The 14,628-nt window shown below is 60.3% G+C and carries 18 protein-coding genes and 1 tRNA gene; 15 read left to right on the top strand and 4 right to left on the bottom strand.

The window, feature by feature from the left end; translation table 11 throughout:
- The first annotated feature begins 6 nt into the window (after positions 1-6).
- From cydB to LOX95_RS09855, 3 genes are all read left to right on the top strand, one after another.
- Positions 7-1,155, top strand: coding sequence for a cytochrome d ubiquinol oxidase subunit II (cydB, locus tag LOX95_RS09865; RefSeq protein WP_242914315.1), 1,149 nt, complete (start codon positions 7-9; stop codon positions 1,153-1,155).
- Between the two features lie 18 nt (positions 1,156-1,173).
- Positions 1,174-1,293, top strand: a complete 120-nt coding sequence (cydX, locus tag LOX95_RS09860) for a cytochrome bd-I oxidase subunit CydX (RefSeq protein ID WP_181543479.1) — start codon at positions 1,174-1,176, stop codon at positions 1,291-1,293.
- A 186-nt stretch (positions 1,294-1,479) separates the two neighbouring features.
- Positions 1,480-2,133, top strand: coding sequence for an OmpW/AlkL family protein (locus LOX95_RS09855; RefSeq protein WP_242914314.1), 654 nt, complete (start codon positions 1,480-1,482; stop codon positions 2,131-2,133).
- Positions 2,134-2,187: 54 nt separating this feature from the next.
- Here the strand turns inward: LOX95_RS09855 and LOX95_RS09850 are convergent, their stop codons facing one another.
- Both LOX95_RS09850 and LOX95_RS09845 read right to left on the bottom strand, forming a co-directional pair.
- Complete coding sequence (locus LOX95_RS09850) at positions 2,188-2,928, bottom strand: Crp/Fnr family transcriptional regulator (protein WP_242914313.1); 741 nt, start codon at positions 2,926-2,928, stop codon at positions 2,188-2,190.
- 81 nt (positions 2,929-3,009) lie between these two features.
- Positions 3,010-3,453, bottom strand: coding sequence for a hypothetical protein (locus LOX95_RS09845; protein ID WP_242914312.1), 444 nt, complete (start codon positions 3,451-3,453; stop codon positions 3,010-3,012).
- A 108-nt stretch (positions 3,454-3,561) separates the two neighbouring features.
- Here LOX95_RS09845 and LOX95_RS09840 point away from each other — a divergent pair, with 108 nt between their 5' ends.
- The 12 genes from LOX95_RS09840 to LOX95_RS09785 all read left to right on the top strand — a co-directional run bounded on the left by LOX95_RS09840 (position 3,562) and on the right by LOX95_RS09785 (position 10,604).
- Positions 3,562-4,089: a pyridoxamine 5'-phosphate oxidase family protein gene (locus tag LOX95_RS09840; RefSeq protein WP_242914311.1), complete on the top strand. Its 528-nt coding sequence runs from the start codon at positions 3,562-3,564 to the stop codon at positions 4,087-4,089.
- Between the two features lie 136 nt (positions 4,090-4,225).
- A tRNA-Trp gene (locus LOX95_RS09835) sits at positions 4,226-4,301 on the top strand.
- A 70-nt stretch (positions 4,302-4,371) separates the two neighbouring features.
- Positions 4,372-4,668 (top strand): preprotein translocase subunit SecE, encoded by a 297-nt coding sequence (secE, locus tag LOX95_RS09830; RefSeq protein WP_242914310.1) that lies wholly within the window; start codon positions 4,372-4,374, stop codon positions 4,666-4,668.
- 14 nt (positions 4,669-4,682) lie between these two features.
- The gene (gene nusG / locus LOX95_RS09825) at positions 4,683-5,246 is read left to right on the top strand and encodes a transcription termination/antitermination protein NusG (RefSeq protein WP_242914309.1); all 564 of its coding nucleotides are present in this window, start codon (positions 4,683-4,685) and stop codon (positions 5,244-5,246) included.
- A gap of 238 nt (positions 5,247-5,484) precedes the next feature.
- Positions 5,485-5,916 carry a 50S ribosomal protein L11 gene (gene rplK / locus LOX95_RS09820; RefSeq protein WP_242914308.1) on the top strand — a complete coding sequence of 144 codons (432 nt, stop codon included), beginning with the start codon at positions 5,485-5,487 and terminating at the stop codon, positions 5,914-5,916.
- Positions 5,917-5,921: 5 nt separating this feature from the next.
- Positions 5,922-6,611 carry a 50S ribosomal protein L1 gene (gene rplA / locus LOX95_RS09815; protein WP_242914307.1) on the top strand — a complete coding sequence of 230 codons (690 nt, stop codon included), beginning with the start codon at positions 5,922-5,924 and terminating at the stop codon, positions 6,609-6,611.
- Positions 6,612-6,805: 194 nt separating this feature from the next.
- Positions 6,806-7,363 (top strand): NADPH-dependent FMN reductase, encoded by a 558-nt coding sequence (locus tag LOX95_RS09810; RefSeq protein WP_242914306.1) that lies wholly within the window; start codon positions 6,806-6,808, stop codon positions 7,361-7,363.
- 130 nt (positions 7,364-7,493) lie between these two features.
- A complete protein-coding gene (locus LOX95_RS09805; RefSeq protein ID WP_242914305.1) occupies positions 7,494-7,928 on the top strand; it encodes an NUDIX hydrolase in 435 nt (144 codons plus the stop codon).
- Between the two features lie 57 nt (positions 7,929-7,985).
- Complete coding sequence (locus LOX95_RS09800; protein WP_242914304.1) at positions 7,986-8,513, top strand: DUF2059 domain-containing protein; 528 nt, start codon at positions 7,986-7,988, stop codon at positions 8,511-8,513.
- Between the two features lie 296 nt (positions 8,514-8,809).
- Positions 8,810-9,325: a 50S ribosomal protein L10 gene (rplJ, locus tag LOX95_RS09795; protein WP_242914303.1), complete on the top strand. Its 516-nt coding sequence runs from the start codon at positions 8,810-8,812 to the stop codon at positions 9,323-9,325.
- Positions 9,326-9,383: 58 nt separating this feature from the next.
- Positions 9,384-9,764, top strand: coding sequence for a 50S ribosomal protein L7/L12 (gene rplL / locus LOX95_RS09790; protein ID WP_242914302.1), 381 nt, complete (start codon positions 9,384-9,386; stop codon positions 9,762-9,764).
- Positions 9,765-9,926: 162 nt separating this feature from the next.
- On the top strand, positions 9,927-10,604 hold the full coding sequence (locus LOX95_RS09785; protein ID WP_242914301.1) for a type 1 glutamine amidotransferase domain-containing protein: 678 nt from the start codon (positions 9,927-9,929) through the stop codon (positions 10,602-10,604).
- 44 nt (positions 10,605-10,648) lie between these two features.
- Here the strand turns inward: LOX95_RS09785 and LOX95_RS09780 are convergent, their stop codons facing one another.
- Positions 10,649-12,640 carry a M61 family metallopeptidase gene (locus tag LOX95_RS09780; protein WP_242914300.1) on the bottom strand — a complete coding sequence of 664 codons (1,992 nt, stop codon included), beginning with the start codon at positions 12,638-12,640 and terminating at the stop codon, positions 10,649-10,651.
- A 28-nt stretch (positions 12,641-12,668) separates the two neighbouring features.
- A complete protein-coding gene (locus LOX95_RS09775; protein WP_242914299.1) occupies positions 12,669-14,615 on the bottom strand; it encodes a M61 family metallopeptidase in 1,947 nt (648 codons plus the stop codon).
- Positions 14,616-14,628: the final 13 nt, after the last annotated feature.

Raw genomic sequence — 14,628 nt, 5'->3', positions numbered from 1 at the left:
GCGAAGATGGAACTGCTTCTCGATTTTGCCACGCTTCGCGTGATCTGGTGGGCGCTGGTTGGCATTCTGCTGATCGCGTTTGCCTTGACGGACGGGTTCGACCTCGGCGTCGGTGCCCTGCTGCCCTTCGTCGCCAAGACGGATGAAGAGCGCCGCATGGTGATCAACACCGTGGGCGCAACGTGGGAGGGGAACCAGGTGTGGTTCATCCTCGGCGGCGGTGCGATTTTCGCCGCATGGCCGTTTGTCTATGCCGTCAGCTTCTCCGGCTTCTATCTGGCCATGTTCCTGGTGCTGTCGGCGCTAATCCTGCGTCCGGTCAGCTTCAAGTATCGCTCCAAGCGACCGGAAGCCAAATGGCGTTCGTTTTGGGATTGGTGCCTGTTCATCGGCGGCTTTGTACCGGCGCTGGTGTTCGGTGTGGCCATGGGCAATGTGCTGGCCGGTGCGCCGTTCCGTCTGGATGACACGATGCGTGCCTTCTATGACGGCAGCCTGCTGGGCCTGTTCACGCCGTTCACTCTGGTCGCTGGCCTGCTGTCGGTCACGATGCTGGTTCTGCACGGTGCCGCATGGCTGGGCCTGAAAGCTGAAGCTGGTCCGGTACAGGAACGCGCCCGCAAGATCGCCTTTGTGGCCGGTGCGCTGGGTGTCATTCTGTTCGCGGTCGGTGGCCTGTTCATCGCATTTGGCGATATGGGCTTCCGCTATGCGGGCGAGGTGGACATCAACGGTGCTTCCAACCCGCTGCGTACGGCCATGGTCGCCGCTCCTGGGGCATGGATGGACAATTATGCCAAGTATCCGTGGATGATGCTGGCTCCGGCGCTGGGCTTCATCGGTATTGTGATCGCCCTGATCGGCATGAAGTCGCGCAAGGAAGTGCTGGCTTTCGGTGGTTCGTCGGCTTCGGCTGCCGGTATCATCGCCACGGTCGGCGCTTCGATGTTCCCCTTCATTCTGCCGTCGACGGCGGATGCCAACTCCAGCCTGACGGTGTGGAACGCCTCGTCCAGCCATCTGACCCTGTTCATCATGCTGGGCTGCACGGTAGTCTTCCTGCCGCTGATCCTGATCTACACGGCGTGGGTCTATAAGGTGATGTTCGGTCGCTCGACGACCACGGCGCTGAAGACCAACCCCGACCTGTACTAAGACTAAGGAGAGAAACTGATGTGGTATTTCGCCTGGATCCTTGGCCTTGGACTGGCCGTGGCGTTTGGCGTCCTGAACGGGCTGTGGCACGAGTTCCGCCTGTTCGACGAAGGGGATGAGGGTCGCTCCGAACCCTGACCTTCGGATCTGACCTTCTGAAAGGCCCTCCCTGACTTCGGTCGGGGAGGGCCTTTCGTTGAGCTAACGAAATAAAATCAATAGGTTGAGCCAGATCAAAGCCGACCAAGACAGTAAGGCGCATGGTCTCTTCAGACATCGAAGCCCGTCTCCATTTCCACGGGTGATGTATTGAGGAAGACGCTTATGAAAACCTCTGCTGCTCTACTGGCTGCGGCCTCGGTTCTGTGTGTTGCCGGTGGTGCCTCGGCGCAGGCTCCGGCTCCCGAACAGGTCGGCAAGGGCACGCTGATCGTGACCGCTCGCATGACCGGTGTGCTGCCGCAGGCCGATGATGCCATTACCGATGCGGCCGGTGCGGCCGCGGGCCTGAATGTCGATGTGTCCGATGACTGGATGCCGACGCTGGGCTTTACCTATTTCGTTTCGGACCACTGGGCGGTCGAAGGCATTCTTGGTGCGACCCAGCATGAGGTGAAGGCCAAGGGCGCAGGTACCGATGTCACCGTACATGAAACCTGGGTCCTGCCGCCTATCGTGACGGCTCAGTATCACCCGACCCCGAACGCCCGCATCAGCCCCTATGTCGGTGCCGGTGTCAGCTACATGGCCTTCTTCGAGGGCAAGGACAAAAACGGTTTCACCGTCGATATCGATGACGGCTTTGGTGTCGCGTTGCAGGCAGGGGCCAATGTGAACCTGTCGGGTCCGTGGACCCTGAACGTCGATGCCAAGAAGGTGTGGTTCGATACCGACGCCAGCATCAATGGCGGCGCTCTGAAATCGAACGTCAGCCTTGATCCGTGGGTGGTCTCGGTCGGCGTAGGCCGCAAGTTCTGATCATGAAAAAGGGCGCGCTCCCAAGGAAGCGCGCCCTGATCATTCAATGCGAACTCAACCTTCGCCTTCGGCCAAAGCCAGCAATCGGTCCGGATCGGTGATCTCTACGTCGTTACCGGGCAGGAGCCGGATCATTCCCGACGTCTTGAGCTGGGTCATGACGCGACTGACTGTCTCGATGGTCAGACCGAGATAGTCGGCGATATCCAGACGGGTCATCGGCAGCAGGACGTGGTTGACCGCGCCGCCCAGTTGTTGCTGTCGCTCGCCCAGACGGATGAGGAAGCTGGCCAGACGCTCTTTTGCGGTCTTACGACCCAAGAGGACGATCTGTTCCTGTGCAGCCATCAACTCGTCACCGGCCAGCGAAACCAGTCGGTGTTCCAGCGCGGGCATGGCATTCAGCAACTGGTCGAAGTCACCGCGTTTGAACCGGCAGGCCTGCAGCGGCGTAAGCGCCTCAGCGGTCACCGTGGATACGCTGCGCCCGCCAAGGCCAAGGAAGTCGCCCTGGAACAGGAAGCCGGTGATCTGGCGACGGCCATCCGGCAGGATGCGGTACAGTTTCACTGCACCCTCGACCACGTTGAACACGAAGGGATTTGGATCACCCTCGTGGACCAGCGCCTGACCGGCGCTGACATTCACGTTTTCGCTGTTGCAGGCCATGTTTTGCAGTTCATGGCCCTTCAGATCAGCGCAAACGCCCAGCGGGCGTGCGCCGCAGGTGGCGCACGGGTGCACGTCTTCTAGCGCAATATCTTTTTGCTCGGACAAAGGACTTACGGTCTTCACTAAATAATCTCCGAGCGAGCGCAGCCCCGCATAAGCCTTACTATAGCGGTCTTCGGTATCGAAGGCGAACAGTGCGCAATCCTAGGTCAGGGACTTGGCTTCACCATTGGGCCGATTGTCCGAGCTTGGCGCGTCCGGCAGGATTCTCAGCGCGGCGCGCATGGAAGACGCCAGTTGGTGCAGCTCGCACTCCAGCGCTTCGCGCACCAGCGGCCGGACCCCCATCTCCCGCACGAACAGCGGGCCTGCCCAGACGGTCTCGCCATGGTCCAGATCAGGTTGTCGCCACCAGCAGCCGAAGCCGAGGATGCCACCCCTCTGGTTACGCGCCACCAGAATGCCCCGCCCGTCAGGATCGGCGCGCCAATCGCACAGGAAGTTCTGCCAGCGCGACTCCTCAAGATCCGGCTTGGCCCATACGGCGAGGCTGTAGGCCGCGGTCGCATCGTCCGGACCCAACGGCTTGATGATCAGGCCGGACAGGGGGAGGGAAGGCGTGGGTAGGGTCGAATGCAGATCAGGCATGAGACCATGTGAAGCACACCGTGCCTTTTGGCCTTGATTTGGATCAAGGGTGCTCCGACGCTGTTATGGCAATGTTCGTTCATAGTTAGCCAACGGTGGGAGAGACGCATGGCACCTTCGAATGTCGAACCGATTCACGGTCGGGCCGCCTTGGCGATTCTCAAACTGTTGAGCCGCCAGAGCCTGATGACTTTAGCGGTCAACCGTCCGGACGGACGTCCGCATGCCGCCACACTGGGCTATATGAACGACGGGCTGAACCTTTACTTCATCACCGCCACAGACAGCGAGAAGGCTGCGAATATCCAGGCCGACCCGCGCGTGGGTATCGCTATACGCGGTGACGCAGAAGAAGGCGAAGCGGTCGGTGTATCCATTGATGGCCGAGCCGCGATCCTGACCGACATGGCCGAGATCGAACATGTGCTGGGTCTGATTCTGGAACGCGCGCCGGAAATATCGCCTTGGGCTCCGGGGCTGGGCCAGACGGTTGTGTTCAAGGTGATTCCCGAAACCATCGAGGCTGTGGCCGTCATCGACAGCCGCAGCCACGCGCAGACCTATTCTATCGGTGATACCGAGGCTGTGATGGCCGAAGTCAGCTATGAGCCCAGCGCTGTAGCGCGACTTTTCTGAAAAAATCGGGGGTTAAGCGCAACTTGTGCCGTTTGGCCCCTTGAAATGCCCGTGGGGGTCAGGCATACGGCGGCCTCTGGCGAGGGTCGCGCTTCTGGATCACATCCGCAGCGCGAAGATCTTTGTCCGGGACACTAGGAGTTTAGCTCAGCTGGTAGAGCATCGGTCTCCAAAACCGAGGGTCGTGGGTTCGAGTCCCTCAACTCCTGCCATTCCCCCTGTTGCATTCGTATGGGAGTTCCCATGTGATGCAGCAGGAACCAGAGATTGAAGAGACGTCACATGGCCAAGGCGAAGACCCCGCGCGGCCGCCGCAATACGGCGACCCAGACTGCAGCAGCCCAAGGTGCCGCTACGGTTAGCGTCGACGCTCCGTCGCCCAAGAAGAAAACCTCGATCCCGCAGTTCGCTAGCGAAGTGCGGGCCGAGGCTCGCAAGATCACGTGGCCTTCGCGCAAGGAAACCTGGATCACCTCGGTGATGGTTTTCATTATGGTGGCTATCGCATCGGCATTCTTCTGGATTGTTGACTTCGCCCTGACCTTCGCTTCGAAAATCATCCTCGGCTTCGGCGGATAATAGGAAACGCGCACATGAGCGACGCAGCGGCCAATCCCCGCCATAAATGGTACATCGTCCACGCCTACTCGAACTTCGAAAAGAAGGTTGCCGAGTACCTGCGCGATCAAGCCAAGCAACAAGGCCTTGAAGACAACTTCTCCGAAATCCTCGTTCCTACCGAGGATGTCGTCGAGATCCGTCGTGGCCGTAAGGTCAACTCCGAACGCAAATTCTTCCCGGGCTACGTTCTGGTGAAGATGGAGATGACCGACCAAGCCTATCACCTGGTCAAGAACACCCCGAAGGTCACCGGTTTCCTCGGTGCCGCTGGTGGCACCAAGCCGCTGCCGGTTTCGGAACGTGAAGTCCAGAACATCATCGGTGCAGTGGAAGAGGGCGTCGAGCGTCCGAAACCCACCATCCACTTCGACATCGGCGAGAAGATCAAGGTCACCGACGGTCCGTTCGCCAGCTTCGACGGTACGGTCGAAAGCGTCGACGAAGAAAACACCCGTCTGCGTGTTACCGTCTCGATCTTCGGTCGCGCTACTCCGGTCGATCTGGAGTACAACCAGGTGGAGAAGGTCGGCGAATAAGCCACCTGCCACAGGTTCAAGATTTCAAAGGCCGCGTCCCTCCGGATGCGGCCTTTGTTTTATATCGGTTGATGTTTCGCATTGGTCGATTTGCGTTTGTGCGGGCGCTCTGTTAAACGCGCGCCTTCGCTTCGCAGTCGTCTGACTCGCGGTGCGTCAAATCCGTGGGAGGCAGCCATGCCAGACCACGGCTCACCGATCCGGCTTTTCCTGCCGGGTTCATTGTTAGGAGAGACAAATGGCCAAGAAGATTCTCGGCTACATCAAGCTGCAAGTGCCGGCACAGTCGGCCACGCCGTCGCCGCCGATCGGCCCGGCTCTGGGTCAGCGCGGTGTGAACATCATGGGCTTCTGTAAGGAGTTCAACGCTCGCACCGAGAAGGTTGCCAAGGGCACCCCGCTGCCGACCATCATCACCGTCTACCAAGACAAGTCGTTCACCTTCGTCACCAAGACGCCGCCGGCGACCTGGTACCTGAAGGAAGCTGCCAAGATTAAGTCGGGCGCTGCTAAGACCGGCCGTGAAACTGCAGGCAAGATCACCGTGGCTCAAATGCGCGAAATCGCAGAAGCCAAGATGAAAGACCTGAACGCTAACGATCTGGACGCTGCGACCAAGATCATCGAAGGCTCGGCTCGCGCCATGGGCCTCGAAGTTGTGGAGGCCTAATCCAGATGGCTAAGCAAACCAAAGCTCAAAAAGCACGCGTCGGCGTCTCGGAAGACCTGATCGCCTACGGCGACGCAATCAAGCTGGTTAAGGACAACGCCAAGGCGAAGTTCGACGAAACCATCGAAATCGCTGTGAACCTGGGCGTTGACCCGCGTCACGCTGACCAACAGGTCCGCGGCGTGGTGAACCTGCCGTCGGGCACCGGCCGTGACGTTCGCGTCGCTGTTTTCGCCAAGGACGCCAAGGCTGACCAAGCCCGCGAAGCTGGTGCAGAACACGTCGGTGCAGAAGACCTGTACGAGAAGATCGCTGGCGGCTTCATGGAATTCGACCGCGTTATCGCGTCGCCGGACATGATGGCCCTGGTTGGTCGCCTCGGTAAGGTGCTGGGCCCGCGCGGCCTGATGCCGAACCCGAAGGTCGGCACCGTGACCCCGAACGTTGCTCAAGCTGTTAAAGACGCCAAGGGCGGCGCAGTTGAGTTCCGCGTCGAGAAGAACGGTATCGTTCACGCCGGTATCGGCAAGGCTTCGTTCACCCAGGAAGCTCTGGACCTGAACGTCAAGGCTTTCGTCGACGCTCTGTCGAAGGCCAAGCCGGCTGGTGCCAAGGGCACCTACATCAAGCGTATCACGCTGTCCTCGACCATGGGTCCGGGCATCAAGGTTGATCCGGCTTCGGCTGGCGCCTGATAGGCTTGCCGTAAGGCAATAAGTTAGCGGCCCCGCAGAGCAATCTGCGGGGCCGTTTTCTTTGGCTCAGTAGCCGACCGTGAAGCGCTGGCGGGAGTGGGGACTAGCCCAGCTGTGCAAAACCAGAGATGTCTACGGGCTACCGCCGTGACGTGACTGCGGCTAGGATTTATTGGCTCATCAAGGACCTGCTTATGAACCAGCCGCTAAAGATTGCTGTCATTGCCGGAAGTGCCCGCACGGGCTCTATCAATCGTGCTTTTGCCTTGGCTCTTTCGCGTTTGGCGAGAGATGCAATGGACTTCGATATCCTGCCGGTCGAGGGTCTGCCGCTCTATAACGGAGATCTTGAAGCGGACATGCCGCCTCTGCTTGCAGAGCTGAAATCTCGGATAAGGGCTGCGGACGGTATTCTGTTTGTCTCGCCAGAGCATAACCGCTCTGTGACGGCGCTGATGAAGAACACGCTCGATTGGCTGTCGCGTCCTAATGGCGATAATGTATGGGCCGGCAAGCGTGCGGGGATTTGCGGGGCCTCGCCGGGCGCACGCGGGGCGGACCTGTCGCAGATGCACCTTCGCCAGATCGCGGTTTGCTTGGGTCTGGAGGTCATGCCCCAACCCGAGGTCTATGTGCAGGTGAAGGACGGCACCTTCACTCAGGCGGGTGATTTCGGCCAAGAGCGCGACATCGCGTTCCAACGACGTTTCCTTGAACGCATCGCTGCCTGGATCAGGCAACCCGAAGCGTAAACGTCCGTCATCGGATTATATTGCGGCCTTGACCCCAAGTGGCGAATGGAGTGAAAGGCCGCCTCTCTGCGCCGGTGCGGGGACAGATTTCGATTGGAACTTGGGCCGCGTGTGCGGCTAAGCTAGGCGTATGAGCAAATCTTCGAACGACAAACAGATCCGTCAGATCGCGGCCCTGCCGTGGCGGCGTCGCGGCGATGTGGTCGAGATTATGCTGATCACCTCCCGCGAGACGAAGCGCTGGGTCATCGCCAAGGGTAATCTCATGGTGGATCTGTCCGATCCGCTGGCCGCGGCTCAGGAAGCCTATGAAGAGGCGGGCGTGCAGGGCGATATCGCGTCCAGGCCTGTCGGTCAGTATCCGTATGACAAGCGTCTCAAGGACGGCCGCTGCGTGCCGTGCGTCGTAGATGTCTATCCGCTGGAAGTCCTTATCCAACTGGGGAGTTGGCCGGAAGCAGAACAGCGCGAGCGTCAATGGATGAGCGCCGCTGAAGCTGCCGCTAGCGTCCACGAGCCTGTACTGGCTGATTTGATCCGTTCGTTCGCAGCATCGATTTTGTAACGATGTTCTGGCTATACTGATCGTTGGGCGCACGGCGCGACGATCAGGGATGGGAAAATGAAAAAGTTTTTCGCAGGCGCAGCAGTCGCCCTGTGCGTTGTAATGGCTTCGCCAGTATTGGCGCAGTCCAACGACGCACCGCCTTCTAGCGAGAACCTCGCTCTGGCTCGCCGCGTGGTCGCGATCACGACGCCGGATTATGACAAGATGATCCTCGCCCAAATGCAGGCAGGCCTTGCCGAGGCGCGATTGCATGAGGCTGACCCTGAAATCGGCAAGTGGATGGACAAGAATGCAGGTCTCATCCTGCTGCCCCACATGCGCACCCTGCTTGATCAGATTACGACCGTCTATGCGCAGCGCTTCACCACAGCTGAACTCGAGGCGATGCTAGCCTTTTACGAGAGTCCACTGGGACGCGTGATCGCTGGCAAGGCACTTTCGATCGGAGTTGAGGTCAATGCCTTGGTAAATCCGATCATTGAGGCCTACGCCACCGAACTGCTTACCCGCATGTGTGGAGAATTTGACTGCGGCGAGGGCAAATCGCAGCCCGCCGCACGCTCGAAGTCCCAACAGCGTTGATTTTATCTTCGGGCGGTGTATAGAAGCCGCCTTCCTGATGAGTCTTCGGACTGATCAGGTCCTGTCCGAGAACTTCGGGGCGTGGGGGTCACCCATGCCATAACTGCCAGAATAGCCTTTCTGGTGCCGTGGGGAGATGGGGATGCAAAGACCTCCGTCCAGCCGTTTCGGCGGGATGAGGCACGCTTCCTTCGGACAATCTACCGGCTTGTGGTCTGTGCGGCAACGTACGGGGCATGAACCAAATCCGTCGTCGGGAATAAGCTCGGCGACGAATTCCTACTCTGGAGACCGCAATGGACCGCGCACAAAAAGCCGAGTCGATCGAATCGCTGAAGAGCGTGTTCGCCGACGCGGGCGCCGTGGTTGTGACCCACAATCTGGGTCTGACCGTTGCGGAGATGGAAGACCTGCGTGGTCGCCTTCGTAAAGAAGGTGGCGCGTTCAAGGTGGTGAAAAACCGTCTGGCGCTGAAGGCGCTGGGCGTCGAAGCCGGCAGCGAATACCACGACCTGTTCAAGGGTCCGGTTGGTATTGCATACGCTGCTGACCCGGTCACCGCCGCCAAGGTCTCGGCTGAATTCGCCAAGGGTAACGATCGTTTCGTTATCCAGGGCGGTTTCATGGGCGACAACGTTCTGGACGCCAAGGGCATCGAAGCCCTGTCCAAGCTGCCGTCGCTGGATCAACTGCGCGGCAAGCTCATCGGCCTGCTGCAAGCCCCGGCAACCAAGGTTGCTGGCGTTCTGCAAGCTCCGGCTGGCCAGTTGGCACGCGTCTTCAATGCTTACGCTACCAAAGACGCCGCCTAAGACCCTCCTGCATCTCTGCATATCTCTCTAAATCCAATTCTACCGAAGGAAGATCAAAATGGCTGACCTCGCCAAGATCGTTGAAGAACTCTCGGCTCTGACCGTTCTGGAAGCTGCTGAACTGTCGAAGCTGCTGGAAGAAAAGTGGGGCGTTTCGGCTGCTGCTCCGGTTGCCGTTGCTGCTGTTGGCGGCGCTGCTGCTCCGGCTGAAGCTGCTGAAGAGCAAACCGAATTCACCGTCATGCTGGTTGACGGCGGCGACAAGAAGATCAACGTGATCAAGGAAGTTCGCGGCGTTCGTACCGACCTGGGCCTGAAAGAAGCCAAGGAACTGGTAGAAGCTGCTCCGGCTGCTGTCGTCGAGAACGTCTCGAAGCAAGCTGCTGAAGAACTGAAGAAGAAGCTGGAAGAAGCCGGCGCCAAGGTCGAAATCAAGTAAGATTTCTGATCTGGCCTCTGGTACTCCAGAGACTGCTTTCAGGAACGGGTCGCAGGAAACTGCGGCCCGTTTTCTTTTGTCCGATGGCGGTTGGATCTAAGCGGACGCATGGAAACGGAACACCTCGATCCCCATTTGAAATGGAGAAGAGGAGTGCCCCCAATGAAAATCCTTATGGTTCTGACGTCGCACGGCAAGCTGGGCGATACAGGCGAGAAGACCGGCTTCTGGCTGGAAGAACTGGCTGCGCCTTATTACGCGCTCAAGGATGCGGGTGCGGAGATCACGCTGGCCTCGCCCAAGGGCGGCCAACCGCCGCTGGACCCCAAGAGCGACGCCGAAGATGCCCAGACCGAGGACACCCGCCGCTTCAAAGGTGACAAGGAGGCGATGGCTGCGCTGGCCAGCACACACAAGCTGGATGAGGTTAAGGCTGATGCCTTTGATGCCGTCTTCTATCCGGGCGGTCATGGCCCCCTGTGGGATCTGACCAACGACAACCATTCGATCAGCCTGATCGAGGCCTTTACCGCAGCGGGCAAGCCCACGGGCTTTGTTTGTCACGCGCCGGGCGTTTTGAAGAATGTGAAGATGGCCAATGGCGAGCCGCTTGTGCGCGGTAAGTCTGTCACCGGCTTTACCAACAGCGAGGAAGAGGCCGTTGGTTTGACCAAGGTGGTGCCGTTCCTCGTCGAGGACATGCTGGCCGAGAACGGCGGTGAGTTCAGCAAGGGGCCGGATTGGGCCTCTTATGTACGTACCGACGGCAAGCTGGTGACGGGTCAGAACCCTGGGTCTTCCAGAGCCGCAGCCGAGGCGCTGCTGGATTTGCTGAAATAAAGAAACGGCCCGGGAGATGATCCCGGGCCGTTTTGTATTCGACCTTAGCGGCGACGCGGGCTGAGGATTTCCGTCAGTCGATCACGGGTGCCTTCGATGCGCTCGAGGCGCGGATAGCGCAGACCCCCCGTGTAATTGAACTGGACGGTGCGGAACTTGTCTCCCCGCTTCAGCAGCAGCTTGATCGGGGCCGAGCCGTCCTTATTGGCGGTTACGGCATCGCGCAGGCGGCCGGCGTTCGCGGCTTGGTCGTTGATGGCGACCAGCTCCCAGCCCGGACCGATGTCGGCCTCGAAGGCAAGGCCGCCCCAGCGGATGTTGTTGATCCGGTTTGTCCCGCTAAGGGTAAAGCCCAGCGAGTACTGGAAGTCGGTCTTCCAGCCGGTCTGGATCTTCTTCTCGGCGTCGGTGAGGGCGTCGGTGTAGGTCAGGCGATAGCCTGAGCGTGCCAGACCATCCAGCGGGGCCTTGGCATCCGGCCCTGCCGCGTCCAGACGGGTGCGCAGGAAGGTGGCCCAGTCATGCGGATGCACAGCATTCAGCGCGGCAACGACGTCCTCGAACACATAGCCGCGTGGCGCATAGGAGCCGTTGTCACCGCCGAAGAAGCCCTTGGCGAAGTCGTCCAGCGACTTGCGGTCATTGGTGGCTTCGCGGATCAGGGTGTCGGCGTCCAGCCAGATCAGCAGGGCTTCGCGATAGTAGTCGCCCGTGCCGCGCATCCACGAGGTGTACGGGTTCGAGGTGCGGTAGCCCAGCAGGTTGTGGTTGTTGGTGTCCTGAAGCGGGCGCCAGCCACGGCCCGGCTGGTTGTCATAGAAGGCTGCCACCTCTGCGAACGAGGTGATGATGTCTTCGACGGGGGCCAGACCCGAACGCGCCGTCAGAACATCGCCCCAATACTCGGTCTGGCCTTCATAGACCCAGAGCAAGGTGTTCTGGGTAGGGATGTTGTGGTTGGCGGTCAGTTCGTCGGCAGGGCGGTTGCGCTTGCCGTTCCACGTGTGGACGTACTCGTGCGGCAGCAGGCCGATGGAGCCGAGGTTCTTGCCCCAGTTGGTGAAGAAGTCGGTCGGGATGGTGTTTTCCGACGAGCGGTGATGCTCTAGGCCGATGCCGCCCATCTGGTTGGTCGCCGCGACGAGGAATTCATAGCGGTCATAGGGGCGGGCACCGAACAGGCGGTCGGCCTGTGTGATCAGGCTCTCGTAGTAACCGATCTGTTTTGCGGTCGGATTGATGTAATCGGCCTTGTCACCGACGATGTTCAGGTGAACGCCCGCGCCGTTGGGATCAATATCCACGCGGTTAAAGTGCGCGCCGCCGAACAGGGGGCTGTCGATCAGGTTGTACAGGTCAACCGGCTTGAAGGTCGCAACGCCGTTCTCGAAGCTCTCGGTGTCGAGAGAAACGCCGTAGTTCCAGCCTGCGGGAAGCTTGATCGACGGGGCGAAGGTGATGCCGGTCGAATGATAGCCTGCGGGATAGAGCAGAGCTTTTTCCCACTGCAGGTTGACCATGTCAGGCGTCATGACAACGCGCCACTGGCTGTTGTCCGGCTGGGTCAGCCATTGGAACTCGACCACGATTTCCGACACACCTTGCGGTACGTCGACATGGAAGGCGTAAGGGTCAATCGTATCGCGCAGCCACTCGATGCGTTGGCCCGCGCCGGTGACGGTCACGCCCGAGATAAGCTGGATCGGCCCTGTGTCGGCATGGTTGCCCGGCAGGAATTTCGGGTACAGCAGGACTAGGGAGCCCGACTTGACCGGAATGGTCTGGCGCAAATTGACGATCTTGCGTTCGACGTCTGTGGCATCGACCTCATAGCGGATGATCCCCGGATAGGTCGCCTCGGTCGGGGCGGGGATCGGTGGCAGGGCGCGTGACAGGGCCAGAGGGGTGTTCTGGGGCGTCGGATTGGCGGGCGCTGCCGGCCCGGTCCACTGCTGGCTTCCGTTATGGGCAAGGGCAGCCGTCGCGGTGCTGCTGAGCAACAGAGCCATTGCGGCGGCGGACAGATGTTTCTTCATGTCGTGTACTCGGGTCTAACGGAAGGTCTTAGCGGCGTGCGGTCAGGATATCGCCGAGGCGGTCCGGCGTGCCGGCGATGCGTTCGAGGTGCGGATAGCGCAGGCCATCGCGGTAGTCGAAGTTGACCGTCTTGAAGCGGTCACCCTGCTTAAGGATCAGGGTGATCGGCGATGAGCCGTCCTTGGCAGCCGTCACCGCCTTTTTCAGCGCATCCTCGCTGGCAGCTACGTTGTTGACCGCCACCAGTTCCCAACCTGCGGTCAGGCCCTGCTGGAACGCCGGGCCGTTCCACACCACCGAGGTGATGCGGTTGGACTTGTTCATCTGGAAGCCGAGAGAATAGGTGAAGTCCATGCGGCCCAGCTCCTTGTTGAGCTGGCTCATGTAGGCGTTCGGGGTGTCTTTCCAGACCAGCCGATAGCCGCCCTGTTCAAAGCCGTTGATCGGTGCCGGCGCGTCCGGCCCGACCGCATCCACCCGTTCACGCAGGAACGTGGCCCAGTCGTGCGCAACGACGCCGTTAAGTGCCGTCACGACGTCTTCAAACGTATAGGGTTTGGCTTCCCAGTTGCCGTCCTCAATGCCGAAGAAGGCTTTAGCGAAGTCATCGAGCGACTTGCGGCCATTGGTCTTCTCGCGGATCAGGGTGTCGGCATCCAGCCACACAAGCGACCCTTCGCGGTAGTAGTCTTCCGAGCGCTGGACGCTGGGCCACGGCGAGGGGCGACGCTGCTGGATGATGGGATCATTGGTGGTGTCCTGCATGGCGCGCCACGCACGGGCAGGCGTGGTGGAGTACTGGGCAGCGTTATTGGCCATAACGCCCAGCGCTTCTTCCTTGGTCATCAGACCGGCGCGCGCAGTCAGCACCAGACCCCAATACTGCGTCTGGCCTTCATAGACCCACAGCAGCGAGTTCTGCAGCGGCTCGTTAAGGTTCGCCGTCATCTGGTCAGCAGGGCGACGCCATTTGCCGTTCCAGCTGTGGGTGTATTCGTGGCCGAGCAGGTCGCGGTCGGCGATGGTGCCGGTCGGATCCGTGAAATATTTGGTGTCGACGCTGTTCTCGCTTGAGCGCTGGTGCTCCAGACCGATGCCGCCCAGCTTGTCCGTGACCGCCAGCAGGAAGTCGTAGCGGTCGTAATGGCGGGCTCCGAACAGTAGATCGGCCTGACGCACCAGATTGCGGTGCTGGGCCAGATGCTCGTCCTTGATTTTCACCATCTCGGCGCTGTCGCCAACGACGTTCAGGTAAACCGGAGAACGGCCGTTCGGGTCCAGATCATACTGGGCGAAATGCTTTCCCGCGAATACCGGGCTGTCGGCCAGATGCTCGAGGTTGATGGGCTCAAGCTGGAGATAGCCGTCGATATTGCCCTCGACCTTGAGTGCGCCGGAATATCCCCAGCCTTCCGGCAGTTTCAGGCGGGGCAGGAAGCCGATGTGGCTGCTGCGGTAACCGGCGGGATAAAGCACAGCCTTTTCCCACTGGTGGTTCAGCATTTCGGGAGTGACGACGATGCGCCCCTGCGAACTTTCAATCGGGGTCAGCCATTGGAAGGAAACGTCGACCTTGTCCGCGCCTTGGGGCACTTCGATCTGGTAGGCCCACGGCTGCAGCGTATTGCGCACCCACTCGATACGCTGGCCATTGGCCGAGAACTGGAGGTTGGCGACCTGAGACACAGGGCCGACGGGGCCGTGGTTGCCGGGGATCCATTGCGGATAGAACAGGACCATCGGTCCCGACTGGGTAACGGGAATGGTCTGGCGCACCGACATGATACGGCGGTCGATATCCGAAGCATCGACCCAGAGTTCTATTGCACCGGGGCGGACCTGATCGCTGACAGGCGGGATAGGCGCCAGGGCGACAGGCAGGGCGGGCGCTGCGGCTCCGGTCTGGGCCAGCGCAGGCGCGGCCACCAGAAGAGCGAGAGCAGAAGCACAGACGGCCAGAGAGTGGCGAGACATACGGTGTTCCCCC

This window comes from Brevundimonas pishanensis (assembly GCF_022750635.1).
GTDB classification, from domain to species: domain Bacteria; phylum Pseudomonadota; class Alphaproteobacteria; order Caulobacterales; family Caulobacteraceae; genus Brevundimonas; species Brevundimonas pishanensis.
Note: the sequence above shows the minus strand (reverse complement) of the source record. Positions and strands in the feature narration are given on the sequence as shown.

Coding starts and splice junctions, on each gene's coding strand:
- cydB (WP_242914315.1), top strand. CDS start 7: ATGGAACTGCTTCTCGATTTTGCCACGCTTCGCGTGATCTGGTGGGCG.
- cydX (WP_181543479.1), top strand. CDS start 1,174: ATGTGGTATTTCGCCTGGATCCTTGGCCTTGGACTGGCCGTGGCGTTT.
- LOX95_RS09855 (WP_242914314.1), top strand. CDS start 1,480: ATGAAAACCTCTGCTGCTCTACTGGCTGCGGCCTCGGTTCTGTGTGTT.
- LOX95_RS09845 (WP_242914312.1), bottom strand. CDS start 3,453: ATGCCTGATCTGCATTCGACCCTACCCACGCCTTCCCTCCCCCTGTCC.
- LOX95_RS09840 (WP_242914311.1), top strand. CDS start 3,562: ATGGCACCTTCGAATGTCGAACCGATTCACGGTCGGGCCGCCTTGGCG.
- secE (WP_242914310.1), top strand. CDS start 4,372: ATGGCCAAGGCGAAGACCCCGCGCGGCCGCCGCAATACGGCGACCCAG.
- nusG (WP_242914309.1), top strand. CDS start 4,683: ATGAGCGACGCAGCGGCCAATCCCCGCCATAAATGGTACATCGTCCAC.
- rplK (WP_242914308.1), top strand. CDS start 5,485: ATGGCCAAGAAGATTCTCGGCTACATCAAGCTGCAAGTGCCGGCACAG.
- rplA (WP_242914307.1), top strand. CDS start 5,922: ATGGCTAAGCAAACCAAAGCTCAAAAAGCACGCGTCGGCGTCTCGGAA.
- LOX95_RS09810 (WP_242914306.1), top strand. CDS start 6,806: ATGAACCAGCCGCTAAAGATTGCTGTCATTGCCGGAAGTGCCCGCACG.
- LOX95_RS09805 (WP_242914305.1), top strand. CDS start 7,494: ATGAGCAAATCTTCGAACGACAAACAGATCCGTCAGATCGCGGCCCTG.
- LOX95_RS09800 (WP_242914304.1), top strand. CDS start 7,986: ATGAAAAAGTTTTTCGCAGGCGCAGCAGTCGCCCTGTGCGTTGTAATG.
- rplJ (WP_242914303.1), top strand. CDS start 8,810: ATGGACCGCGCACAAAAAGCCGAGTCGATCGAATCGCTGAAGAGCGTG.
- rplL (WP_242914302.1), top strand. CDS start 9,384: ATGGCTGACCTCGCCAAGATCGTTGAAGAACTCTCGGCTCTGACCGTT.
- LOX95_RS09785 (WP_242914301.1), top strand. CDS start 9,927: ATGAAAATCCTTATGGTTCTGACGTCGCACGGCAAGCTGGGCGATACA.
- LOX95_RS09780 (WP_242914300.1), bottom strand. CDS start 12,640: ATGAAGAAACATCTGTCCGCCGCCGCAATGGCTCTGTTGCTCAGCAGC.
- LOX95_RS09775 (WP_242914299.1), bottom strand. CDS start 14,615: ATGTCTCGCCACTCTCTGGCCGTCTGTGCTTCTGCTCTCGCTCTTCTG.